The 24,923-nt window shown below is 39.1% G+C and carries 21 protein-coding genes; 4 read left to right on the top strand and 17 right to left on the bottom strand.

Translation table 11 applies throughout. The features are described 5' to 3' along the window. Nucleotides 1-75: 75 nt before the first annotated feature. The 15 genes from J3U74_RS12530 to J3U74_RS04800 all read right to left on the bottom strand — a co-directional run bounded on the left by J3U74_RS12530 (nt 76) and on the right by J3U74_RS04800 (nt 15,210). Entirely contained in the window at nt 76-3,015 is a 2,940-nt protein-coding gene (locus J3U74_RS12530) for a DNA translocase FtsK 4TM domain-containing protein (RefSeq protein WP_416379753.1), read from the bottom strand. 104 nt (nt 3,016-3,119) lie between these two features. Continuing rightward, complete coding sequence (locus J3U74_RS04865; RefSeq protein ID WP_267328632.1) at nt 3,120-3,644, bottom strand: gamma carbonic anhydrase family protein; 525 nt, start codon at nt 3,642-3,644, stop codon at nt 3,120-3,122. Next, entirely contained in the window at nt 3,641-4,888 is a 1,248-nt protein-coding gene (locus J3U74_RS04860; protein ID WP_267328631.1) for a Bcr/CflA family multidrug efflux MFS transporter, read from the bottom strand. The genes J3U74_RS04865 and J3U74_RS04860 overlap by 4 nt, the downstream gene beginning before the upstream one ends. A gap of 127 nt (nt 4,889-5,015) precedes the next feature. Beyond that, entirely contained in the window at nt 5,016-5,705 is a 690-nt protein-coding gene (rsuA, locus tag J3U74_RS04855) for a 16S rRNA pseudouridine(516) synthase RsuA (RefSeq protein WP_267328630.1), read from the bottom strand. 15 nt (nt 5,706-5,720) lie between these two features. Continuing rightward, entirely contained in the window at nt 5,721-6,458 is a 738-nt protein-coding gene (locus J3U74_RS04850; protein WP_267328629.1) for a class I SAM-dependent methyltransferase, read from the bottom strand. Next, nucleotides 6,445-8,472 carry an oligopeptidase A gene (prlC, locus tag J3U74_RS04845; protein ID WP_267328628.1) on the bottom strand — a complete coding sequence of 676 codons (2,028 nt, stop codon included), beginning with the start codon at nt 8,470-8,472 and terminating at the stop codon, nt 6,445-6,447. The genes J3U74_RS04850 and prlC overlap by 14 nt, the downstream gene beginning before the upstream one ends. A gap of 94 nt (nt 8,473-8,566) precedes the next feature. After that, nucleotides 8,567-8,824: a BolA family protein gene (locus J3U74_RS04840; protein WP_267328627.1), complete on the bottom strand. Its 258-nt coding sequence runs from the start codon at nt 8,822-8,824 to the stop codon at nt 8,567-8,569. Between the two features lie 85 nt (nt 8,825-8,909). Then, nucleotides 8,910-9,182 carry an STAS domain-containing protein gene (locus J3U74_RS04835; RefSeq protein ID WP_220218996.1) on the bottom strand — a complete coding sequence of 91 codons (273 nt, stop codon included), beginning with the start codon at nt 9,180-9,182 and terminating at the stop codon, nt 8,910-8,912. A 6-nt stretch (nt 9,183-9,188) separates the two neighbouring features. Continuing rightward, the gene (gene mlaC / locus J3U74_RS04830; RefSeq protein ID WP_220218997.1) at nt 9,189-9,833 is read right to left on the bottom strand and encodes a phospholipid-binding protein MlaC; all 645 of its coding nucleotides are present in this window, start codon (nt 9,831-9,833) and stop codon (nt 9,189-9,191) included. 16 nt (nt 9,834-9,849) lie between these two features. Further along, nucleotides 9,850-10,431 carry an outer membrane lipid asymmetry maintenance protein MlaD gene (mlaD, locus tag J3U74_RS04825; protein WP_267328626.1) on the bottom strand — a complete coding sequence of 194 codons (582 nt, stop codon included), beginning with the start codon at nt 10,429-10,431 and terminating at the stop codon, nt 9,850-9,852. Between the two features lie 11 nt (nt 10,432-10,442). After that, nucleotides 10,443-11,222 (bottom strand): lipid asymmetry maintenance ABC transporter permease subunit MlaE, encoded by a 780-nt coding sequence (gene mlaE, locus J3U74_RS04820; RefSeq protein WP_220218999.1) that lies wholly within the window; start codon nt 11,220-11,222, stop codon nt 10,443-10,445. Then, nucleotides 11,222-12,037, bottom strand: a complete 816-nt coding sequence (gene mlaF / locus J3U74_RS04815; RefSeq protein ID WP_220219000.1) for a phospholipid ABC transporter ATP-binding protein MlaF — start codon at nt 12,035-12,037, stop codon at nt 11,222-11,224. Before mlaF ends, mlaE begins: the two co-directional genes overlap by 1 nt. A gap of 280 nt (nt 12,038-12,317) precedes the next feature. Further along, on the bottom strand, nt 12,318-13,016 hold the full coding sequence (locus J3U74_RS04810) for a methionine ABC transporter permease (protein ID WP_220219001.1): 699 nt from the start codon (nt 13,014-13,016) through the stop codon (nt 12,318-12,320). Continuing rightward, nucleotides 13,017-14,060: a methionine ABC transporter ATP-binding protein gene (locus tag J3U74_RS04805; RefSeq protein WP_220219002.1), complete on the bottom strand. Its 1,044-nt coding sequence runs from the start codon at nt 14,058-14,060 to the stop codon at nt 13,017-13,019. It abuts the gene before it with no gap. Nucleotides 14,061-14,070: 10 nt separating this feature from the next. Beyond that, a complete protein-coding gene (locus J3U74_RS04800) occupies nt 14,071-15,210 on the bottom strand; it encodes an amidohydrolase (RefSeq protein WP_267328625.1) in 1,140 nt (379 codons plus the stop codon). A 183-nt stretch (nt 15,211-15,393) separates the two neighbouring features. Here J3U74_RS04800 and J3U74_RS04795 point away from each other — a divergent pair, with 183 nt between their 5' ends. Next, nucleotides 15,394-16,242 carry a MetQ/NlpA family ABC transporter substrate-binding protein gene (locus J3U74_RS04795; protein ID WP_220219004.1) on the top strand — a complete coding sequence of 283 codons (849 nt, stop codon included), beginning with the start codon at nt 15,394-15,396 and terminating at the stop codon, nt 16,240-16,242. A gap of 31 nt (nt 16,243-16,273) precedes the next feature. Here J3U74_RS04795 and J3U74_RS04790 read toward each other — a convergent pair whose 3' ends face one another. Next, entirely contained in the window at nt 16,274-16,606 is a 333-nt protein-coding gene (locus tag J3U74_RS04790; RefSeq protein ID WP_267328624.1) for a rhodanese-like domain-containing protein, read from the bottom strand. 1,063 nt (nt 16,607-17,669) lie between these two features. Beyond that, nucleotides 17,670-20,306, bottom strand: coding sequence for an aminopeptidase N (pepN, locus tag J3U74_RS04785; RefSeq protein ID WP_267328623.1), 2,637 nt, complete (start codon nt 20,304-20,306; stop codon nt 17,670-17,672). Nucleotides 20,307-20,461: 155 nt separating this feature from the next. On the opposite strand from pepN, the gene pncB reads away from it, so the two are divergent. The 3 genes from pncB to J3U74_RS04770 all read left to right on the top strand — a co-directional run bounded on the left by pncB (nt 20,462) and on the right by J3U74_RS04770 (nt 24,631). Then, nucleotides 20,462-21,655, top strand: coding sequence for a nicotinate phosphoribosyltransferase (pncB, locus tag J3U74_RS04780; protein ID WP_267328622.1), 1,194 nt, complete (start codon nt 20,462-20,464; stop codon nt 21,653-21,655). A 162-nt stretch (nt 21,656-21,817) separates the two neighbouring features. Continuing rightward, entirely contained in the window at nt 21,818-23,221 is a 1,404-nt protein-coding gene (asnS, locus tag J3U74_RS04775) for an asparagine--tRNA ligase (RefSeq protein WP_220219008.1), read from the top strand. Between the two features lie 303 nt (nt 23,222-23,524). Then, nucleotides 23,525-24,631, top strand: a complete 1,107-nt coding sequence (locus J3U74_RS04770) for a porin (protein ID WP_267328621.1) — start codon at nt 23,525-23,527, stop codon at nt 24,629-24,631. The last annotated feature ends 292 nt before the right edge of the window (nt 24,632-24,923 follow it).

The raw sequence follows: 24,923 nt of genomic DNA, 5'->3' as shown, positions 1-24,923 counted from the left end.
CTAGTTAATATATTTGCGGGTTATTACCTTCAAGCTTGCCAGCTTATTAGATACTCATAAGCTGGCGTTATCACTTTAAAAATCGTGTTGTGATTGGGTTGCTAAAACTTCACGATTACCATTATGACTAGGCGGACTAATAATGCCTTCCAGCTCCATTTGCTCAACTATGCGAGCCGCTCGATTATAGCCGATTCTAAATTTTCGTTGAACGCTAGAAATTGACGCCCGACGTGTTTCAACAACGAAAGCCACAACCTGATCAAATAATGGATCGAGCTCTTCATCAATACCGTCTAAGCTGCCACTTTCACTGTCATCGGTTGAAACGGTCACGTTTTCAATATATTTTGGTGTGCCACGTGCTTTCCAATCTTGTACAACGGCATGAACTTCTTCATCACGGACAAACGCACCATGAACACGAATTGGTATAGAGCTATTGGGTGCCAAATAAAGCATATCCCCCATACCAAGCAAGGATTCGGCGCCCATTTGATCTAAAATCGTGCGTGAGTCAATTTTACTCGAAACGGTAAAAGCAATACGAGTTGGAATGTTAGCTTTAATTAAACCGGTAATGACATCAACCGACGGTCGCTGGGTGGCTAAGACAAGGTGAATACCTGCCGCCCGTGCTTTTTGTGCCAGTCTTGCGATTAACTCTTCGACTTTTTTACCTACTGCCATAATTAAGTCAGCAAACTCATCAACCATAACAACGATATACGGTAATTTTTCCAATGTCGGCATGTTCAGATCCATGCTGTCGGTTGGTTTCCATAATGGATCGGGGATTGGTCGACCCATTTCTTCAGCCAGTTTGATTTTTTCGTTGTAACCGGCAATGTTACGTACCCCTAAAAATGACATTAAGCGATAACGTCTTTCCATTTCATTGACACACCAATTTAGCGCATTGGCCGCATCTTTCATATCGGTAACCACTTGAGTGAGTAAGTGAGGGATGCCTTCATAAATAGACAGCTCAAGCATTTTAGGGTCAATCATGATAAAGCGAACATCTTCCGGCTGTGATTTATATAAAATACTTAAAATCATCGCATTAACGCCGACTGATTTACCGGATCCGGTGGTACCTGCCACTAACAGATGTGGCATTTTTGCCAAATCCGCCACTACCGATTGTCCGGCGATATCTTTACCCAGCACAACAGTTAGTGGTGATTGGGCATTTTTAAATTGTGGGCTATCAAGCACTTCCCTAAAATAGACGGTTTGACGGTTTTTATTCGGTAGTTCGATACCGACATAAGGTTTGCCGGGAATCACTTCAACCACACGCACCGACGGCATTGACAAAGAGCGAGCCAGATCACGATCCAACGTCGAAATACGGGCAGCTTTAATCCCCGGCGCCAGTTCGATTTCAAAACGAGTGATGACCGGACCCGGCATATAATCAACCACTTTGGCTTTAACACGATAGTCAGCTAAGCTTTTTTCAATTAATTCAGCCATGGCATTTAAGGCAGCATGGTCAACTTCAATTCGAGTCGTTGGCGGTGCGGTCAATAAATTCAAAGACGGCAATGGTGTGGTTGGTTTTGCCCGTGGCGTATCATCCCGCCTGAGTAATGGATGAATTAAGCTATCTTGCTCATCGTCCGCTATCGGCTCAAACGTCTGAACTTTTTCATCGGTGGTTTCGACTTGATAAATATCTTCAATAACCGGATTTTCTTTTTTCAGTAAATCTATATCAACCTCGGTGGCTGGTATCCGCTCAGGTAGCTCAACATCCGTCATGATTTGAGGCGTGATGAATAGTGGCTCAGGCTCGTCGGCTGAGAGTTCGACGATAGGATCAAATGCACTCTGTTCATTCTCTTTGTCAATCTCACTATCATGCTGTAATGTGATGGACGGTTGATTATCATTCATGATAAACAAAGGTTTACTTGGCGCATCAGAAATAGTGTATTTGTCGTGCTCAAAAGGGTCTACCGTTGCTGATTTGTTTAGTTGAATTTGTTCAACTAACGATTTTACTGAATCAGAATCACGTTCTTTCATATTTTGTAAAATCGATTCAATGCGAGTTAAGATATCATCAGATTCTAGTTGGTTTTGCATTTTATTTGAACTATCTTCAGCAGCAGCTAGCGATCTGGCATTAAGCTCTTGCAGCGCCTTGACTAACTCCATTGTTGTTTGTTTAAGTTTGTCATCTTCCGTTTTAGGCGATAAGGTTGCTTCGGTTTGAGGTTGTTTATCAATCTTAATTGCAGCCTCAGTTTGCTGATCATCAACCTTGATATTAAGAGGGGCAGTTTGTTGGATATTGACCGCATCATGATCAAACGGGATAGTAAACTGAGGATCCTGCTCTTGTTCGGCTGACTGTGGGTTTTCTGGCGCATCATTTTCATCGTCAGCAACGTGTCTTGTTTTACGTAATGAAAATAACCATCTAATTGGTGATAACAACAGCATAACCAGCGCACCTAATTTTTCTATTAGATACAACCATGAAAGCCCGGTTAATAGTGTGACACAGGCAAAGCTGGTTGCCAGTAAAACCAGTGAGGTGACAAGGTTGCTCATCACCGGTAACAGACTTTCAATAACGATTGAACCTAAATAACCGCCGGCTTCAAATTGTTCGGCATCTTGAATATTTAAGGCAAAAAAACCAGTGGAACTGAAAATAAACGCTAAAATACCAATAATTCGAAATGAGACACTAAAATAGTTAATCGGATCATTGGCATGCCGATAAAAATAGTGCATTAATTGCAGACAAAAGAAAATAAAAATAACGGGTATGCTAAAAGCCACAAAGCCCAAAAATTGGAATAACACATCGGAAACATAAGCACCGAGATAACCGCCAAAATTGCTTATCGGTGTATGCCAAGCGGTGCGAGACCAGCCCGGATCAGAGGGATTGTAAGTAAACAGCGATAAAAATAAGCAAACGGATAACCCTATTATCGTTAATAGAATCAGTTGCGCTATAATCTGCCTTCTCGTAATTTTTGACTTTTTCAAACACGTACCTAAATAGCGATTTTCAGTTAAAATTATTGGCATTTTACCATATATTGCGCCCTCTGAGAGAGGGAATAAAACATAAAAACGAATTTATTATTGGACTAATTGGTCATCGCAACTAAAGTTTGTTTAAACCGTTTGCCATTTTCGACGTATCTGTTGGCATTTTCAATATTGGCTTGAATTTCGGCATCGGTCAATTTGCGGATAATTTTAGCCGGCGAGCCCATGATAAGACAACCTTCTTCATAAGGTAGACTGTGGGTAACAAGTGAGCCGGCTCCAACCAGACAATTTTTAGCAATTTTAGCATTGTTTAAAATGGTGCTGCCCATACCAATTAAGGCATTATCTTCGATAATGCAACTATGCAAAATCACATTATGCCCAATAGTGACATTTTCACCGACAACACAAGCAATATCTGTTTCAATATGAATCGTTGTATTATCTTGAACATTGCTATTTTTACCAATATAAATTGCGGCGATATCGCCACGCAAAACAGCATTAAACCAAATCGATACGCCGGATGCTATTTCGACATTACCGATAATATCGGCCGATTTTGCGATAAAACAGTCGGAGGCAATGTTAGGGCGTAAATTATCGAGTTGATAGATCATGATTCTTTCCTTTTGATGTTTTTCACCGTCAAGTATAAACCAACTGCTAAAAAGTTACATATCACCATTGAGCCAACCATGAGCCATTCACTCATATTATCATTCACCGCAACACTATTATGCGTTGAAACTAAGCTCGAAAGGATGACGCCGATTGCGCCGGCAACCGCAAAACGAAGCGTGCCGGCCAGTGATGAGGCGGTTCCTGCGATATGTGAGTAAAGGTCTAAGATAACCGCCATGCTATTGCCACCAATGGTTGACATGCAGCCAATATAACCGGCAACACAAATCACTAAACAGACAAAGCCTAAATTACATAAGGTAATAATTGCCAGTCCAATTGCCATAATAAATTGGATTAATAACCCTAACTGCATCATCTTAATGGCGCCTACACGTTTTACTAAACGGCTATTGAGGGTATTCATAAATACCATAACTAAAATATTGAGCGCAAAATAGTAACCAAAATTGATTGCTGCAACGCCATGTAAGTTCATATACACAAAAGGCCCTAAACTTAAAAATGAAAACAGGCCAGCGCCGGAAAATGCACCAATCATCATATAAGTAAATACTTGCCTATGACGGAATAGGGTAATGAAGTTACTCAATATACGCCTTAAGCTAAATTTACTGCGTTTAACTTTAGGTAGTGTTTCGGGAATGGTTGTGAATACTAAAATGATTGACACAAGGGCGATGAAACTTAAGCTATAAAAGTTAGCCTGCCAATTGAACCAATACAAAATAAAACCGCCAATAATCGGGGCGAGTAGTGGGGCAACATTGGAGATTAACATCACAAACGACATCATTTTGGAAAATTCATCACGATCACGAAAGATATCTTTCATTAAGGCATTTACTACAATAGCAATTGCCGCAGCCGCAATACCATGGAAGAAGCGAGCCGTAATTAACTGATGAATCGTTGCGGCTATCGCACAGCAAAACGCCGCCACAAAGAAGATAGTTAATCCGGCAATTAACACCTTACGGCGGCCATAACTGTCGGTCAGTGGACCAAATAATAGCTGCCCGACTGAGAAGCCTAATAAATAGCAACTAATCGTTAACTGCACCGTTGCATCAGCAACATTAAACCGCTGGGCGATAGTTGGCATACTGGGTAAGTACATATCTATCGAAAGCGGCATTAACATAGACAGTAATCCAAGAATAAAAATGAGTGCGCTTTTCGAAATCTTAATTGTTACGGGTTGATTAGTATTTTGCACGTACTTTTTCCTTTATGGATTTTAATTTACAACATTATTTAAATACCATTAATTAATCGTAAGCGCTTATTGGTTTCGCATAACAATTTTATTAATAGGTTTTATTGATTAATAATATGATTCGATATTAACTAAATGAATTGATTTCATCTTGTGTTAGTAAGCGATATTCGCCTTCGGGTATATCAAGAATGATATTGCCAATTTGCTTGCGATGCAATGCAATCACATGATTATTTACAGCCGCAAACATCCGTTTAACTTGATGATAGCGGCCTTCGCTAATCGTCAATTCGGCATGATAATCATCAATAATCATTAACTGCGCCGGTTTAGTTAGTGACTTCTCACTTTTTAACTTAATACCCTTTGCAAATAGTTCAATCAGATCAGGGCTTAGCGGCTGTTCGACGGTAACTTCATACACTTTTTGGCAATGGTGTTTAGGTGAGGTGATACGGTGTGACCACTTACCATCATCGGTTAACAATACAAGTCCGGTTGTATCAAGATCTAATCGACCCGCTGCATGCAGTTTTTCCGGCATGGGTTCATCAATAAAATAGAGTATGGTTGGATGATCCGGATCATCAGTTGAACAGACATAGCCTTGAGGCTTATTGAGCATAAAATAACGATTTTCGGTAACCGGGGTAATGATATAGCCGTCATACTCAACTTGTTGCTGTGGAGTAAGCTGATAGGCACCGGATTTAATAATTTCACCGTCAACGGTGACTTTTTTGGCTTTTAATTCTTTACCAACAATGGTACGGCTAATGCCTAAATGGTGAGCGAGAAATTTATCTAATCGCATAATTTTTTATCATTCCTATAATGCACTAACAGGGGTATATATATCAAACCGGTGGTTTTTGGTTTTAATCTCAGCGGTAGGTTTTTCATTAGCTAAAAAGGGCGCATAGTCCGGTCTTTTTACTACAACCCGTTTTTGAGCCAGTCGCCTTGCCGGTTCAAGTAAACTATCAGCATCACTATCGCTGCCCACTAATTGCTGAAAAACGCGCATCTCTTTTTTGACCAGCGCACTTTTTTGCCGATGCGGAAACATTGGATCAAGATAAACGACATCGGGCTTATCGGTATAACAATCAAGGCCGCCGATACTCGAGTGATAGATAAGCTGTAAATGCTGTGCCAGCCACTGACCTATAGTTGGGTCTTGATAGGCACGCTTTAAACCGTCTGCCAACAGGGCGGCAACGACCGGATGCCTTTCAAACATTGTCACATGACAGCCGATTGATGCTAATACAAATGCATCACGACCAAGCCCGGCTGTTGCATCAATCACTTTCGGAAGATAACTGCCTTTAACCCCCACCGCTTTGGCAATGGCTTCGCCCCGACCTCCACCAAATTGACGACGATGGGCCATTGCGCCTGACACAAAATCAACCGTAATGGCACTGAGTTTTGGCTCGTCAGTTTTTTTTAACGCAAGTTGCTGATTTTGATACGTCAGTGCGAATGGCAGATCGGTATGGTGAGATAACCACTGCTCAGCTAATGGGATTAGCTGAGCTAAATTCGAACTAGGAGATACCATAATGATGTAGTAGTGCCTCTAGCTGTGGCTCACGTCCACGGAAGTTTTTAAACAGTGTCATCGGTTCATCACTGCCACCTTGTGACAAGATATGATCAAGGAAAGCATTACCGGTTTTGGTATTAAAGATGCCTTCTTCTTCGAAGCGTGAAAAAGCATCGGCAGATAGCACTTCAGCCCATAAGTAACTGTAATAACCTGCTGCATAACCACCGGCAAAAATGTGACTAAATGCATGTGGGAATCGTCCCCAGTCAACTGTTGGCACAACCGCCACTTGTTGTCTAACTTGTGCCAATGTGTCAAGTATGTCGGCGTCTTTCTGTGAGTGTAATTTGAAGTCAAATAGCCCGAACTCTAACTGACGTAAAATAAACAGTGCCGCTTGATAATTTTTGGCATCTAACATTTTTTCAAGCATTTGCGTTGGTAACGGTTCACCGGTTTGATAATGACCGGAGATAAATGCCAATGCTTGCGGTTGCCAGCACCAGTTTTCTAAAAATTGACTCGGCAATTCTACCGCATCCCATGGCACACCATTTATACCGGCCACCGATGATACATCAATTTCGGTTAGCATATGGTGAAGACCGTGACCAAACTCATGGAATAAGGTTGTTACTTCATTATGGGTAAAGAGTGCCGGTTTATCACCGACCGGGCGATTAAAATTACAGGTTAAATAAGCAACCGGTTTTTGTACATGACCGTCCGCAAAACGCATCCGACCAATACAATCATCCATCCAAGCGCCGCCACGTTTATGCTCACGAGCATATAAATCTAAGTAAAAGCTACCTTTCAACTCACCGTTGGCATCATAAAGATCGTAGAATTTGACTTGCGGATCCCACACTTCAACGCCATGACGCTCTTTGGCAGTAATACCGAAGATGCGATGAACAACTTCAAATAAGCCGTTAATGACACGTTGCTCCGGAAAATAGGGGCGCAATTGTTCGTCATCGATCGAGTATAAATACTGTTTTTGCTTTTCGCTGTAATATGCAATATCCCATGGTTGAATATCACTTGCGCCAAAAAATTCATAAGCGTAACGTTTTAAATCGGCCAGCTCTCTTTCGCCTTGCGGTTTGGCTTTGTTAGCAAGATCGGTTAAAAACGCCATAACTTGCGAGGTTGATTGTGCCATTTTAGTGGCTAAGGATTTATCGGCATAAGTGTCAAAACCGAGTAATTTAGCCAATTCATCACGTAATGCTAAAATCTGTTTGATGATTTGGGTGTTATCCCATTTGCCGGCATTTGGACCTTGGTCAGAAGCACGAGTATTATAGGCTTGATAAAATTCAAAACGTAAATCTCGATTATCACAATAGGTCATGACAGGTATGTAACTAGGCATATCAAGGGTTAATAACCAGCCTTCTTGTCCTTTCGCTGTCGCTTGCTGCTTAGCTGCACTAAGCGCACTTTCCGGTAAGCCCGCTAGCTGATTAATATCGGTAATTAATTTTGACCAACCCATAGTGGCATCAAGCACATTATTACTATATTGTGATGAAAGTTCGGAAAGTTTCGCAACAATTTCACCGTAGCGTTTTTGCTTATCATCCGGTAATCCGATTCCCGATAGATCAAAATCACGCAAGGCATTGTCGATCACTTTTTTTTGTGCTTTAGAAAGGGTGTTGTAGTGCTCGCTTTGTTTGAGCTGTTTATAGGCTTGGTAAAGCGGTTTGTGTTGACCAACCCAGGTACTGTATTGTGAAAGCAGTGGTAAGCAAGCTTCATAAGCTTGACGTAGCTCAGGACTGTTTTTCACTGAATTGAGATGACTAACAGGAGACCATGCCCGGCCAAATTTTTCGTCCATTTCATCAATCGGTTGAATTAAATTGTCCCATGTATATTCACTATTTTGTTTAAGTACTGTCTCAATGGTATTGCGACAATTGTCTAAAGTCTGTTTTATGGCTGGTAATACGTGTTCAGGCTTAATCTGTGAAAATAGCGGAAGAGGTGCATCTGTTAGTAATGGGTTTGTCATGTTGCGATACCTTATGCATTGATTTCGTCTATAGATAGAACGTAATTTAATGGCAAAAAAGGGCTATTGAAGTCTATTCTAATCATCGAATAACTTATAAGCCCATTAGTTTTCTTTCACGTTGCCATTCAGTGGGTGTATAAGTTTTAATTGATAATGCATGAATACGATTATCGTTAATAAACTCAGCTAATGGCGCATAAATTGCTTGTTGTTTTTTTACCCTGCTTAATTGCCCAAAAAAGTCGGCAACAGCAATAACCTGAAAATGACTTCCGTCAGTTGTCATGACATGAAGATCATCAAGATTAAGTGAACTGTTTAATTTATCAATGATTTGTTGTTTATCCATTATTAAAACTCATTGTTGTTAATGATTATAGTGACGTGCTGTCAAGATCTTTCAGAAATTGTATACGTTTAAGTAAAAACCTAATTTAATCGGCAATAACCGGCTGCAAATCATACAGCGCAATTAAGGTTTGTAGCTGAGGGTTTATGCCGATTAGTTTCGTTCCATACTTAATGCAAAAGTAGACGAGTGTCGCAAGTCCCGAAGAGTCAACTCGACTAAGTTGTGCTACGTCGATACTGTCAGTACCAATAAAGAGCGAATCTGGCTTTGACCACAAATCATTTAATGAGTGAGCATCGAGCTCACCAATTAAATGTAATACTGTTTGTTGCTTTTCTACTTGAATTTGCGACATGTTCAACTAACCTTTTGGTTTGGCGTTAGGATCGATTTTACGATTGGATAGGTCGATTAACTGTTTTGTTAACGCATCGATACCTTCCTGACGTAAAGTGGTAGACCATTCGTTTTGCTTAGTGGTAATCATACTGACCCCTTCAGCAATCAAATCATAAGCTTGCCATTGACCGGTAACGGTGTTTTTGCGCCATTGGAAATCGATACGAATCGGTTGTTGGCTCTTATCCGGTTGAATAAGTAATACACGAATCGATATCAAGTTTTTACCGGTTAAATCTTTTGCGGATTCAACTTCATACTGTTGACCATTGTATAGGGTTAATGCTTGGGCAAAAGCTTGCACTAAGTAGCCTTCAAATGCATCAAAATAAGCTGTACGTTGAGCGTCGGTTGCTGATTTGTAGTAGTTACCTAAAATCAATGCACCAGCATATCTTACTTGGACATAAGGTAATAAATCTGTTCGTACAATATCTTTTAATTTATCCGGATTGGCTTTTAAGGTTGCCGCTTGTGCTTTCATTGTGCCGAAGATTTTATCAGCGGCTACTTGCATATCTTGATACGGATTGTTTTCAGCCAGTACTAGGCTACTAAATAATAAAGCGAAGACTAATACAATGGCTTGCTTAAATTTGGTTAACATGTGAACTCCTTACTTGTTATTTGTTTTCTGTATTTTCTGTATTTTCGGTTTTATTTTTGTCAGATGAACCAACTGAGTAAAGGAATTTTCCGATTAAATCCTCGATGACCATAGCCGGTATTGTGTTATGTATTACAAAACCTTCTTCGAAATAAGGGGGTTGTTTGTCTTTACTCGGGTTAACCGGTGTAGAATTATTTGCAGAATAGGAATCGATATCAAATACGGTTTGATTATCAAAACTTAAATTGATATCGATGTATTGCTCACCTAAAAGACCGGATGTTTTTATTGATAGTGAGCTTGAACTAGGGATTTTGTCATATGATGTATCAATATCCATTGTGACATAAGGTTTATATTGTTCAGCATCGGTTGATTGTAATGTAATGTTACTTACTCGCCCAATCACCACGCCACCAATTTTTATCGGTGATTTGACTTTTAATCCGCCAATATTATCAAATATCGCATAGACACGATAAGAGTTATGACTGACAAATGATGTCGGGTCAGTGACTCTAAAGCATAAAAATAATACTGATGCAATGACCAGTAGCATAAATAATCCAACTGTAATTTCAACTTTACGACTCATGTTTAATGACCTCAATGACTAAACATTAATGCGGTTAGAATAAAATCTAACCCCAAAATAACTAATGATGAATAGACAACAGTATTGGTTGTTGCCCGACTAATTCCTTCTGATGTTGGTACACAGTCATAACCATTAAAAAGTGCAATCCAAGTACTGGCAATTGCAAATGCAAAGCTTTTAACAAAACAGTTACCTAAATCATGCCACCAATCAACGTTGTTTTGAATCGATGACCAAAAAAATCCAGAATCAATACCTTTCCATTCAACACCCACTAGCACGCCGCCCAGTATTCCGACGGTGACAAATATAGCGGTTAAAAAAGGCATGCTAAAAAATCCAGCCCAAAAACGTGGTGCAATAATCCGTCTTAGGGGGTCAATTGCCATCATTTCCATACTTGATAACTGTTCTGTGGCTTTCATTAAGCCAATTTCAGCGGTTAACGCTGAACCGGCTCGCCCGGCAAACAGTAATCCGGCAACCACAGGTCCTAACTCACGAAGTAGCGCAAGGGCTACCATCATCCCGAGGCTAGCTTCTGCACCAAATGTGGTAAGGATAAAATAACCTTGTAACGCCAACACCATGCCAATAAATAGGCCAGATACAATAATAATTGTCAGTGATTGTACGCCGACAAAATAGAATTGTTTGATCAGCAGTGGGAATTGCTTTTTAAATTGTGGACGACCAATGAGCGCACCAAATAGCATCACACCTGAACGACCCAGCATTGCGATAGTATTAATGACTGATTGCCCCAGTTTCGCAATTAAATTCAACATTATTTTGCACCTCTGCTTAGGTCTAATTTGTAATCATCTGCTGGATAATGGAATGGCACAGGGCCGTCAGCTAAGCCTTCAAGAAACTGTTTCACACGTAGATCAGGGTTGTCTCGAAGTTGCTGTGATGTTCCACCGGCAATGATATGTTGTTCTGCAATAATATAGGCATAATCAGCTATACTTAGTACTTCTTTAACATCATGGCTTACCACAATGCAGGTTAAGCCTAGTGATTGGTTGATTTCGGCGATGAGTTTGACTATCACGCCCATTGAGATAGGGTCTTGACCGGCAAAAGGTTCGTCGAACATGATTAAGTCGGGGTCAAGCGCAATTGCTCTGGCTAGCGCTGCACGCCGAGCCATACCGCCGGATAATTCCGAAGGCATCATATGCGCTGCGCCTCGTAGTCCGACCGCTTGTAATTTCATCAGAACTAAATTATGCAATACCGGTTCGGGCAAGTTGAGATGTTCACGCAATGGGTAAGCCACATTATCAAAGACATTGAGATCGGTAAATAATGCGCCCGATTGAAATAACATACTCATGCGTTTACGCACTTCATATAATCTTGAACGTGACATACTGGGAATATCTTCACCGTCAAATAAGATTTGACCGGATTGTGGTTTAAGCTGACCACCAATAAGCCTGAGTAGTGTTGTTTTACCAATTCCGGATGGACCCATAATGGCAGTCACTTTGCCTTTTGGCACATTCAGGCTCATATTTTTATAAATAGGTCTTGTTCCCCGATAAAAGGACATATCGTGAATTTCGACTATATTTTGCTGTAATGTGTTTGTCACTATGATTTCCTACACTACCATGATTAAATTTGAAGTTATTTTACTTGATATTTTAGAATAATGAAATCTATTAAACATATAGTTGATTTAACTGACATTTTAGCCAATTTGTCGATATTTTTTGGTAAGTTAGCTTATTTTATCAGCAGTTCCATGCTTTATCACTATTGGTTGGAAATAGTGTTCATTACTATCCTTTATTTTCCCATTATTTTATTAGGGAAAAGTGCTTTTAGCTGGCTTTTCCCTGTTATGTGAATAATGTACGCAATGATTTAGGTTATTCGTGGCGAGCTTTACGTGCTAAATAGTTTCCTAAACTTTGGACAATTTGAATGACGATAACTAAAATGACCACGCAAATATAGGTCACGGTGGTATCAAAGCGTTGATAACCGTATGATACCGCCAAATCGCCAATACCACCGGCACCGATAGCGCCCGCCATGGCGGTGGCACCAATTAAACCGATTGTGGCAGTTGTTAGGGTTAAAATTAAGGAGCTGAACGCTTCGGGTAAAATAAAATACCAAATAACTTGTACCGGTGTTGCGCCCATAGATTGCGCCGCTTCAATAATCCCACTGTCGACTTCGAGCAGTGAATTTTCAACCAGCCTTGAAATATAAGGCGCTACATAGCATGTTAAAGGCACAATGGCCGCCGTTGTACCAATTGAGCTACCGACAATCAATTTCGTTAACGGAACAATGGCGACTAATAGAATAATAAAAGGCAGTGAGCGCACCAGATTAATGATTGGATTAATAATGCGATAGACCCGACTATTTTCCAACAGCCCGCCCGGACGAGTTGTCACTAAACAGATGCCAAGGGATATGCCAATTAGCGATCCCAATAATAATGCAAAAAAAACCATATAAAAGGTATCGTAAGTGGCTTGAATAAACTGATCGACGGTCACTGATGTTGAGAAATTAGTTTTCAGGTAATCACAAATGTTAGTTAATATTTCCATTTAGTTTATCTCCCAATGTTTAATTTCAGTGACTTGTACGCCGTTTTCACGTAAGTAATGCACTGATTGTTCGATGTTTGTTTCACTGCCTTTTAGTTGTACAAACATGCTGCCTAATACCGTTTTTTCAATTTCAGACATATGGGCAAACAGGATATTGACGACAACTTTTTGTTGTAATATCAATGAGTTCATGACCGGCTCAGAAGCAGATCGCCCTAAAAATTCCAGTTTGAATAGTTTGATATTCTCTTTTTTGCCTTCTATCTCTAACAGATTTTCAACGACCCCTGTTGGGATCTGATCGTTAATGACCGAACTGACAAAGTTGCGGGTCGTTTGATGTTTAGGGTGTCCAAACACATCAAGCACATTACCATGTTCAATGATCTGGCCTTTTTCCATCACCGCCACTTTATTGCAAATTTGTTCAATAACATGCATTTCATGGGTAATTAAAACAACGGTTATTTTATACTTTTCGTTGATCTGTTTGATGATGTTTAAAATAGCTTGAGTGGTTTGCGGATCGAGCGCAGAAGTGGCTTCATCACAAAGTAAAATAGTTGGGTCGTTGGCTAAAGCTCTGGCAATACCGATGCGCTGTTTTTGCCCGCCGGATAGCTCTTTGGGATAGCTATTGGCTTTATCACTTAATCCAACAAATTCCAGCAGTTCATGGACTTTTTGTTTGATTGTTTGCTTATTTTTTTTATTTAAGATAAGTGGAATTGCCACGTTGTCATATACGGTTTTTGATTCAAGTAAATTGAAGTGTTGGAAGATCATGCCGATTTTTCGTCTGACTTGACGTAATTCACTGTTAGATAGTTGATTTAACAGTTGGTTTTCAATAATAACTTCGCCTTGAGTGGGTTTTTCAAGAAAATTGATCAATCGCACTAAGGTGCTTTTACCGGCGCCGCTATAACCGATGATGCCGTAAATATCGCCTTTATCGATAGTTAAATTGATATTGTTCAATGCTTGAGTGGTGATGCCGTTGCGTTCATATTGCTTAGAGACGTTTTCAAATCTTATCATTATTTCGTTCCTATCGATTCTGTGCTAATTGTATAAGTGCTTGCTGCGCCAATTGGGATAAATAGTTAGCTGCGGGCATTATCATGTCTTGATTTATTTGGAATTTTGGATGATGAAGCGAATAAGAACTTTGTGAACCAAGATTGATAAATGCACCCGGCAAATGATGTAAATAGTGGGCAAAATCTTCACCGCCAAGTTGTGGTTTGAAATCAATAATATCATAACCAACTTGTTTGGCAACTTTTTGAGCAAATTCAACCCATTCGGCCACATTGATAATGGAAGGCGGGCCGTCAAACCACCTTAATTCGGCTTTACCGCCCATGGCAATGGCGATATTTTCAATAATAGTCGCCAACTGTTGTTTTACTTTGGCACGAATTTCAGGGGTTAATGTTCTGACAGTACCTTCCATTTCAACTTTTTCAGGTATGACATTCCAAGTATTTCCGCCTTGAAATTTGGTAATGCTGACAATGACCGCATCTAATCCACTGACCGTACGGCTGGAAATAGTCTGTATTGCGCTGATAATTTGTGCGCCAATGACAATCGGGTCAACGCCCGATTCAGGCCTTGCCGCATGCGCACCGACGCCAGTTACGGTGATTTCGATTCGATCAACATTAGCGGAAAATGCGCCGGCTCGTGATGCCATTTGATTAATCGTTAAGTTGGGATTATTGTGCAGCCCTAAGATAGCATCCACCCCATTTAGGGCGCCAATGTCGATAAATTGCAAGGCGCCGGTGAAGTTCTCTTCTGCCGGTTGAAACAGTAAGCGAACAGTGCCTTTTAAGTGTTTTTCTTGCTGTTTTAATAAATAAGCTGCGCCCATTAAAATGGTGGCATGCACATCGTGTCCACAGGCATGCATGACATCGGATGTTTTAGAGCGGTAGGCGCAATTGGTTTGCTCATTAATCGGTAACGCATCAATATCTGCCCGCAGTGCAAGCACCGGCGAGCCGCTACCAATTTCGGCAATAACGCCGGTTTTAGCGCCTAATTCTAAGATGCGGATGTGTGCTTTTTCCAAATAGGCGCGTAGTGTTTTTGTTGTTTCAAACTCTTGATTGGATAATTCAGGATGTTGATGCAACGTGGTAAAAAGCTCTCTAAGCGTATCTGCAAGTGACGAATTCATGTTATACCCAACGCTAATTAATTATTGATAGTTTTTACAGTAACATAGCTTAATTTGTCACCCTAATAATCGTTTTTTATATCTTATTCCTAAAAGTTATAAGTTAGAAGAACATGGAATAACTGAATGGTTTTTTCTATGTTAGAGTGTGTTTATGTTTTTAGACTGTTGAGGGTTGTTCAAATGAAAGCGGGATTTATCAAACAAACATTTATTAAGCGTGCAGCCGTGGTCGCTTTATTTAGTACAATATTTTTAATCAGTGCATGTGATAACTCATCGGGAAAAGCCGATAATCAAACGAAAAAAGAGATCAGTATGGGCGTCTCACCCGGTCCTTATAATGATCTTTTTAAAGATGCCGTCAAACCGATCCTTGAATCTGAAGGATATAAAGTAAAATTGGTTAACTTTCCGCATTTGTTAGAGTCAGATGTTGCCTTAAGTGAAGGAAGTATCGATCTAACTGTGGCACAACACACCGCCTATATGAATGTGTTTAATGCACAGCGTAAAGCGAATTTAAAACCTGTTGTGCATGTTCCTTCTGTGCCGGCAGCGATATTTTCTAATAAATATACTTCGTTAAATCAGGTTTTTGCCGGCGCTAAAGTGGCTATACCACAAGATGCATCGAATGCCGCCCGCTCTTATAATTTGCTTGAAAAAGCCGGTTGGATAAAGTTGAAACCGAACAGTAATCCGATTATTGTCAGTAAAAATGATGTGGCGGAAAATATTGCCGGTATTGAAATTATTGAAATGGATTCGGCGAATATTCCACGGGTTCTTAATGAAATCGATTTTGCGGTTATACCCGGCAGTATTGTCTATTCAGCCAATATTGATTCAAAAACCGCATTATTATCAGAAACCATTATTCCGGATTTAGAAATCATGGTTGTGGTAAATGGCGGTAATGAAAATAGCCAGTGGGCTCAAGATGTGAAGCGTATTTATCAATCGCAACAATTTAAAGATTATATGAAAACCCATAATCAAAACGGTTATTGGGTAATGCCACAAGAATAGTCAAGTTAAAGCCCGTTGTCGAACGGGCGTTTTAATATCTTGGCATCAGCTGATCAACGGTTAACGCCCACGCATCGATCCCACCACTTAGATTGTAAAGGTGTTGAGTTTCAAAACCATTCTCAGCTAAATAGTTGGCAACATTCAGGCTTCTTACACCATGATGACAATAGATCACAATATCAATTTCGTCGGGGATTTGATCAAGATAAAGTGGAATTAAATTCATCGGAATATGAGTTGCCCCCGCAATTGCGCAGATCGCAACTTCGTTAGGCTCGCGTACATCAAGTAAAAATAACGGAGTTTTCTGATTTAGTTTTTCAGAAAGCTCGGTAGCTGTTAGGGTGTTTATATTATTCATTATGTCAAACTCATTATAATTCTTGTTAAGAAGTTTCAGAAAATACCTATGTTTAAGTATAAAACACAATAGCTTCTGTTACTGCACCAATAATACTATCTTTCTATTTTAATTCAGCTAAAAGCCCTGTCGGTGTTAGGCTTTTGTCTAAATGATTGGGTTAAATTCATTTTAATTCTTGTTAAGAAGTTTCAGAAAAAACCTATGTTTAAGTAAAAACACAATAGCTTTTGTGACTGCACCAATAATACTTATCTTTCTATTTTTATTCAGTTAAAAGCCCTGTCGGTGTTGGGCTTTTGTCTTAATTATTGGGTTAAATTCCTTTTAATTCTTGTCAAGAAGTTTCAGAAAATACCCATGTTTAAGTAAAAAATACAATAGCTTTTATTACTGTACCAATAATACTATCTTTCTATTTTAATTCAGCTAAAAGCCCTGTTAGTGTTAGGCTTTTGCCTTAATTATTGGGTTAAATTCATTTTAATTCTTGTCAAGAAGTTTCAGAAAATACCTATGTTTAAGTAAAAAATACAATAGCTTTTATTACTGTACCAATAATACTATCTTTCTATTTTAATTCAGCTAAAAGCCCTGTCAGCGTTAGGCTTTTGTCTAAATTATTGGGTTAAATTCAATTTAATTCTTGTCAAGAAGTTTCAGAAAATACCTATGTTTAAGTAAAAACACAATAGCTTTTGTGACTGCACCAATAATACTTATCTTTCTATTTTAACTCAGCTAAAAGCCCTGTCAGTGTTGGGCTTTTGTCTTAATTATTGGGGTAAATTCATTTTAATTCTTGTCAAGAAGTTTCAGAAAATACCTATGTTTAAGTAAAAAATACAATAGCTTTTATTACTGTACCAATAATACTTATCTTTCTATTTTAATTCAGTTAAAAGCCCTGTCGGTGTTGGGCTTTTGTCTTAATTATTGGGTTAAATTCATTTTAATTCTTGTTAAGAAGTTTCAGAAAATACCTATGTTTTAGTATAAAGCCCTGGTTTTACACGCCATGATCTCATCATGCTAAAGCATTAACATGATGAGATAGGGGGGATTATGCCGCTAGCGCTTTGCTGATTTTCTCAAATAAATCTTTTGATAGATTGTCCAGTTTTAGCAATGATTCCAGTGCGTTGCGCATTTGTTGTTGGCGTTGTTGGTCATAACGTTTCAATCTGATTAATGGATCGATTAGTCTTGCTGCAACTTGTGGATTTTTTTGATTTAGTTCTGTCAAAATTTCAACTAAAAATTGATAACCACTACCGTCAGTCGCATGGAATGCAACCGGATTATTATTCACAAAAGCACCGATGAGTGAACGAATCCGGTTTGGATTGCTGAGCGTGAACGAGCGATGGGTAAGCAGTTTTTTAACCGTTGACAGGACATGTTTGTCCGGACTGGTTGCGTTTAACGATAACCATTTATCCATAACCAAACCATCTTGGTGCCATTTATTGTCAAAATCGGCTAAAAGTTCTTGCCGGCAATCAAGCTGCGCTTTGACCGCAGTCGATAGTGCGGCAATTGAATCGGTCATATTATTAGCCTGATAATATTGTTGGCTAACTAACTGATTGACTTGTGCGCGCTCATTTGAATAAGCGAGTAGCATTAAACAGGCATTTTTTAGAGATCGTTTAGCGATATCGTTATGCTCTATTCGATAATTGTCGAGTTTATTATGGCGGTAAACGGCTGTTAATTCGTCATATAACGCATTGCCAAAACGAGCCAATAAAAACTGGCGGACTTGGTAAATAGCAATTGGGTCAACGATGTTAAACAGATTCGCCAGTTCGTTTTCTGAAGGTAGTGTAATGATTTGAGCAATTAACGCCGGATCGGTTGATTCAGACAAGAGCGTCGCTCTGAAAGCATCAACGACCGCATCAGGTAGGGTTAGCGCTCTATTTTGTTGGTAATTTTCAACATTGGTTTGTACATATTTATTTAACAACATTTGTGCTGCATCATAACGACTAAATGCATTGGTTGCATGTTGCATCAAGAAAATTAAGTCATTATCTTGATAATCATAGTGCATTTTAACCGGTGCGGAAAAATCTCGGAGTAGTGAAATAATCGGTTTTTGCTCGATATTATCAAAAACAAACTGTTGTTTGGCTTCGGTTAAATTTAATACATGATTAATCGCTTGCTGATTATGTGTCAGGGCAATTGTTTCGCCATTATGTTGATACAACTCGATATCAACCGGAATATGCAGCGGGCTTTTTTGTGCTTGATCTTGCGTCGCTGGGGTTGTTTGCTCAATGGTTAAGGTGTACTGTTTGGCGTTTGCATCATAACTATCGGTTATGGTTAATTGCGGTGTGCCCGATTGGCTGTACCATAATTTAAATTGCGTTAAGTCAATACCCGAAGCATCTTGCATTGCGGCGACAAAATCGTCACAAGTCGCTGCGCTGCCGTCATGACGCTTGAAATAGAGTTTCATTCCAGCTTGAAATTTCTCTTCACCTAATAGGGTGTGCATCATGCGAATAACTTCAGCCCCTTTTTCATAGACAGTGACGGTGTAGAAATTGTTCATTTCAATCACTTGATCCGGACGAATAGGGTGCGACATTGGGCTGGCATCTTCGGCAAATTGTACTGTACGCAGTAATTTGACGTCGGCAATACGCTTAACCGCTCTTGATCCTTGATCGGCAGTAAACTCTTGATCTCTAAATACGGTTAAGCCTTCTTTTAAACTTAGTTGGAACCAATCCCGACAAGTGACACGATTGCCTGTCCAGTTATGAAAATATTCATGACCAATGACCGATTCAATGCCGATATAATCATCGTCAGTGGCGGTTTGTGGTTTGGCCAGTACATATTTAGAATTGAAGATATTGAGTCCTTTGTTTTCCATTGCGCCCATGTTGAAAAAATCAACCGCCACAATCATGAAAATATCTAAATCGTATTCTAAGTCAAATCGGGTTTCATCCCAGCGCATGGCATTTTTTAAGCTGGTCATTGCCCAGTGCGAACGGTCTAAATTACCTTTATCAACGTAAATTTCAAGCTCGACTTTACGATTTGATCGAGTGATAAACTCATCTTTTAAAATATCAAAATCTCCGGCAACTAAGGCAAATAAGTAAGCTGGTTTTGGAAACGGATCTTGCCATTGTACCCAATGACGTCCGTCAGCAAGTTCACCTTGAGCAATGCGATTACCATTGGAAAGCAGATAAGGATACTGTTGTTTATTGGCTGTGATTCGAGTTGAAAAACGAGCTAAGACATCTGGTCGGTCCAGATAATAAGTGATGTGGCGAAAGCCTTCGGCTTCACATTGTGTACATAGCGCTTCGCCGGAAACATATAATCCTTCCAGTGCGGTATTATCAATCGGTTTAATTTCATTAACAATTGTTAAGGTAAATTCATCTGAAGGAACATGATGAATAATCATGCCACTATCGGTGATTTGATAATCTGTCCAAGGTTGTTCATCAATATTTATAGAGACTAATTTTAAATCTTCGCCATCTAACACCAAATCTTTTGCTTGTGCATTTTTTTGGATAACCCGGCTACGAGCAGTTACTGTTGTAATGTCGGCTGACAGATTAAAATCAAGATCGATGTCAGTAATAGTAAAATCCGGCGCCTTATAATCCAGACGATATTTTGCCGTTGGTTGGGTATGGGGTTTGTTTGTACTCATTATTATTAACCTTATTAATCAAACACAATTAATCTTCAATTTAGTTTACTAGTATAGCCTAATAAAAATAATCTTATTAGATAATTGATCTATCTCTTCACTATTATTCTGCTATAATCTTTGCAATTTTATAAATGTACTGATAATAGATTCACATGTTACCAGCTATAATTACATCAATACTTGATACTGATGCTTATAAATTGCATATGCAACAAGCTGTTTTTCATCACTATCCGAATGCGACTGTGGTTGCTGAATTTCGATGCCGTAGTGATGATTTATTAGGCCACTATGCAGATCAAATAAAGCATCAAGTTAAATTAATGGAATCATTAACTCTCACTGATGATGAGTTTAACTATTTGTCCAACATCTCTTTTTTTCAAGCTGACTATTTGAATTGGTTAAAAAATTGGCGATTTAATAGCGATTTATTAACTATTCGCAATGAAAATGGCCGGTTAGTTATCCGAATTGAAGGCAAATGGTTAGATGTGATCTTATGGGAAGTGCCACTGCTGGCGGTTATCAGCGAAATTGTCCACCATGATCGTTCGCCTTATATCGGTGTAGCTGAGGCAATAGATCGATTGAAAGACAAACTGGAAATATTTAACCAGCAAACGGCAAATATCGATATGTCCGGGTTTAATTTAATGGACTTTGGTACACGTCGTCGCTATTCATTTGCCGTGCAAGAAGCCGTTATCGGTTATTTAAAAGACCATTTTGATAATTTTCATAGTACCAGTAATTATTTATTGGCTTATCGTTTGGGGTTGACGCCGGTGGGTACGCAAGCGCATGAATGGTTTCAAGCGCATCAGCGTTTAAGTCCGTCTTTACCAGATTGTCAAAAAACTGCGCTACAGGTTTGGTTAGATGAGTATCCTAATGATTTAGGGGTGGCTTTAACCGATTGTATTACTATGGATGCGTTTTTGCGGGATTTTGATTGGCATTTTGCCTCTCGCTATCAAGGACTGCGCCATGATTCGGGTGATCCGATTCAATGGGGTGAAAAGGCGATCAGCCATTACCAGCAGCTGGGTATCGATCCTAAAAGTAAGTTATTAGTCTTTTCTGACAGCCTCAATTTTGATAAAGCGCTGAAAATTTACCAGCATTTTAATCAGCGAGTAAAATTGGCCTTTGGCATCGGCGGTCATCTGGCATGTGATATTCCCTCGACAGTGGTTAATACTAAAGCCTTAAATATTGTTATAAAATTGACTGAGTGTAATCGTCAGTCAGTCGCTAAATTATCGGACAGTCCCGGTAAAACCATATCGCAAGACCAAGCTTTTATCGATGAATTAAAGCGTACTTTTAGGGTTAAGCATTGACAATTAACGTTATGTTAATGTCAAAAAAATCAGTAATTACGTTTTTTGCATATCAACTTATTTGGGTGCTTACTTAATCAAGTTGCGAAACATCATTTAGCAAAAACACGATTACTTAAATTATGATGAATAGATAAATTAATATAGAGATGGATAATTAAAATGAATTCAGTTGCACCTATTGTTGACGTGCTTCAAGGCAAAATTGCTGTTGGGAGCACTATTTCTGTACAAGGTTGGGTAAGAACCCGACGTGATTCTAAAGCCGGCATTTCATTTTTAGCTGTTTATGACGGGTCATGCTTTGATTCTATCCAAGCTGTAATTGAAAAAGATCTGGCAAATTATGAACAAGATATTTTACGCCTAACTGCTGGCTGTTCAGTCAAAGTCACCGGTAAAGTGGTTGAATCACCGGGGCAAGGTCAAAAATATGAACTGCAAGCTACGCAAGTTGAAGTTTATGGTTTTGTTGACGATCCGGAAACTTACCCAATGGCGGCAAAACGTCACTCCATTGAGTATTTACGTGAAGTTGCCCATTTACGAGCCAGAACAAATATTGTTGGTGCCATTACTCGTGTACGTCATACTTTAGCGCAAGCTATCCACCAGTTCTTTGATGAGCGAGGCTTTTTTTGGCTTTCAACTCCGATTATTACCGCATCGGATACCGAGGGGGCTGGCGAAATGTTTCGTGTGTCAACGCTCGATATGTTAAATCTGCCAAAAACGGATAGCGGTAAAGTTGATTTTGATAAAGACTTTTTCGGTAAAGAAGCATTTTTAACCGTATCGGGGCAATTAAATGCTGAAACTTATGCTTGTGCATTGTCAAAAGTGTATACCTTTGGTCCAACTTTTAGAGCTGAAAATTCCAACACAACCCGCCATTTAGCTGAGTTTTGGATGATGGAGCCGGAAGTCGCCTTTGCTGATCTTGATGATAACGCTAAACTTGCTGAAGATATGCTTAAGTATGTATTTAAAGCGGTGCTTGAAAAACGCGCTGATGACATGCAGTTTTTTGCCCAGCATATCGATAAAGAGGCCATTAATCGTCTTGAAAGCTTCATTAATGCCGATTTTGCTCAAGTTGATTACACTGATGCAATTACCATTTTACAAAACTGTGGAGCGAAATTTGAAAACCCGGTGAGTTGGGGTATCGATTTAGCGTCGGAGCATGAGCGTTATTTAGCTGAACAGCATTTTAAAGCGCCGGTAGTGGTAAAAAACTATCCGAAAGATATCAAAGCGTTTTATATGCGCATGAATGATGACGGCAAAACGGTGGCCGCAATGGATGTGTTAGCGCCCGGTATCGGTGAAATCATTGGCGGTTCACAACGTGAAGAGCGTTTAGACATGTTAGATAAACGTATGGATGAAATGGGGCTGAAAAAAGAAGATTATTGGTGGTATCGTGACTTGCGTCGTTATGGCACCGTACCTCATTCTGGTTTTGGTCTTGGTTTTGAGCGACTGATTGTTTATGTAACCGGGGTACAAAATGTAAGGGATGTGATCCCATTCCCGAGAACGCCACGTAATGCGCATTTTTAACGTAAAAATAAACCGGCAAATTGCCGGTTTATTTAATCTAACTTATTGTAGTGTAATTTGATTTTTGTAAAATTTGTAAAAATAGTTGAAAAAGTAATCAAACAGTCGATATTTTAGACTTAGACACTGCATTTAACGAAAAGTTCACTTGATTTTAAAAAAAATTTATACATAATTTACAGTACTTGAATAAAGTACATAAAAATAATAATCGAATTATTATTTTTGGATGAATTATTGTAATGAAATTGACACTAAACTTATGGGACGTGTCTTTTTAGAAAATAACCATGAGGGTAAGAAATGAAACGTAATCTATTAGCAATCGCTATTCCCGCGCTTTTAGTAGCAGCTAGCGCAAATGCATCTATCGAAGTTTGGAACAAAGACGGTAATAAAGTTGATTTTTATGGTCGAGTAAAAGCAGCTAACAACATTACTGATCGCGGACAAGTTGGTGAAGGTGATGATACTTCAGCTCGTTTAGGTATGTCTGGCCAAACTCAAATCACTGACAGCCTTACTGGTTATGGCCGTTGGGAATACGAAGCTAAAGCAGGTAAAGATTCACATAACGAAGTTCGTTATGCATTTGCTGGTTTAAACTTCGGTGATTTAGGTTCATTCGACTATGGTCGTAATGACGGTGTAGTTAAAGCAATCACTGCTTACACTGACGTATTACCACAATTTGGTGGTGACGCAGCTAACAACGACTGGCATGTATTATCTGCACGTACTAAAGCCGTTGCTACATACCGTAACAACAACTTCTTCGGTTTATCTGACGACTTCAGCTTTGCTCTTCAATATGCAGACAATGGTGATAACTCAAATACAAAAGACGCTATCCATAGTGGATCAAGAGAAGCTTACGGTGCTAACGCTCAATGGCGTATTTTTGACACTGGTCTAACTGCTGGTGCAGCTTATGCTCGATCATCTTCAAGCTACTACCGTCACAGCACTTGGACTGCTGGTCTTAAATATGAAAACTACGATTTATATTTAGGTGCTAACTACTTCCAAAGCAAGTTAAAAAATCGTGTAGCTTATAATGATGGAACTGAAGATCTTAAAGTTAAAGGTTTTGAATTAGTTGCTCAATATGGTTTCGACTTAGAAGTGGGTCGTTTAACTCCATCTTTAGCTTATGTTCAACATAAAGTAAGCAGCGATCATTCTCGTTACCACGATCATTCTTCAAGCTCACCTTTAGTTAAATATGTATCTTTAGGTGCAACTTATGATCTTAACAAAAACTTCAGCGCAATTGTTGAATACAAATTCAACTTACTTGATCGTAAAGATGTTGGTGCAGCTGAAAACACTAAAGTACAACGTGGCAAATATGCTAACAAACCAGGTACTAAAGATGTGTTAGGTGTTGGTTTAATTTACCAATTCTAATTGCTTAAGACTTAATTCTTAAAACTTAATAAAAAGGGCACTTCGGTGCCTTTTTTTTCGCCTTCTATTAATCTTTTCAAACAAAAACACATTTTATGCTTAAAAAATTTGATATTTAAGATTAAAATAAACGTAAATTCGCAGAATTAATCTAATTATCATTGTTAAATAGATAGTGTGTACAATAAAATCTATATACTACATATTAAGAATAGATATCACAGTAATAATATAATTGCTATTAGCTAGCAGTTATTTATTAAATCGAGAGCAAAGTAATTTGCATCTTCAA

The organism is Gilliamella sp. B3892, from assembly GCF_026536305.1.
Lineage (GTDB): Bacteria > Pseudomonadota > Gammaproteobacteria > Enterobacterales > Orbaceae > Gilliamella.
Note: the sequence above shows the minus strand (reverse complement) of the source record. Positions and strands in the feature narration are given on the sequence as shown.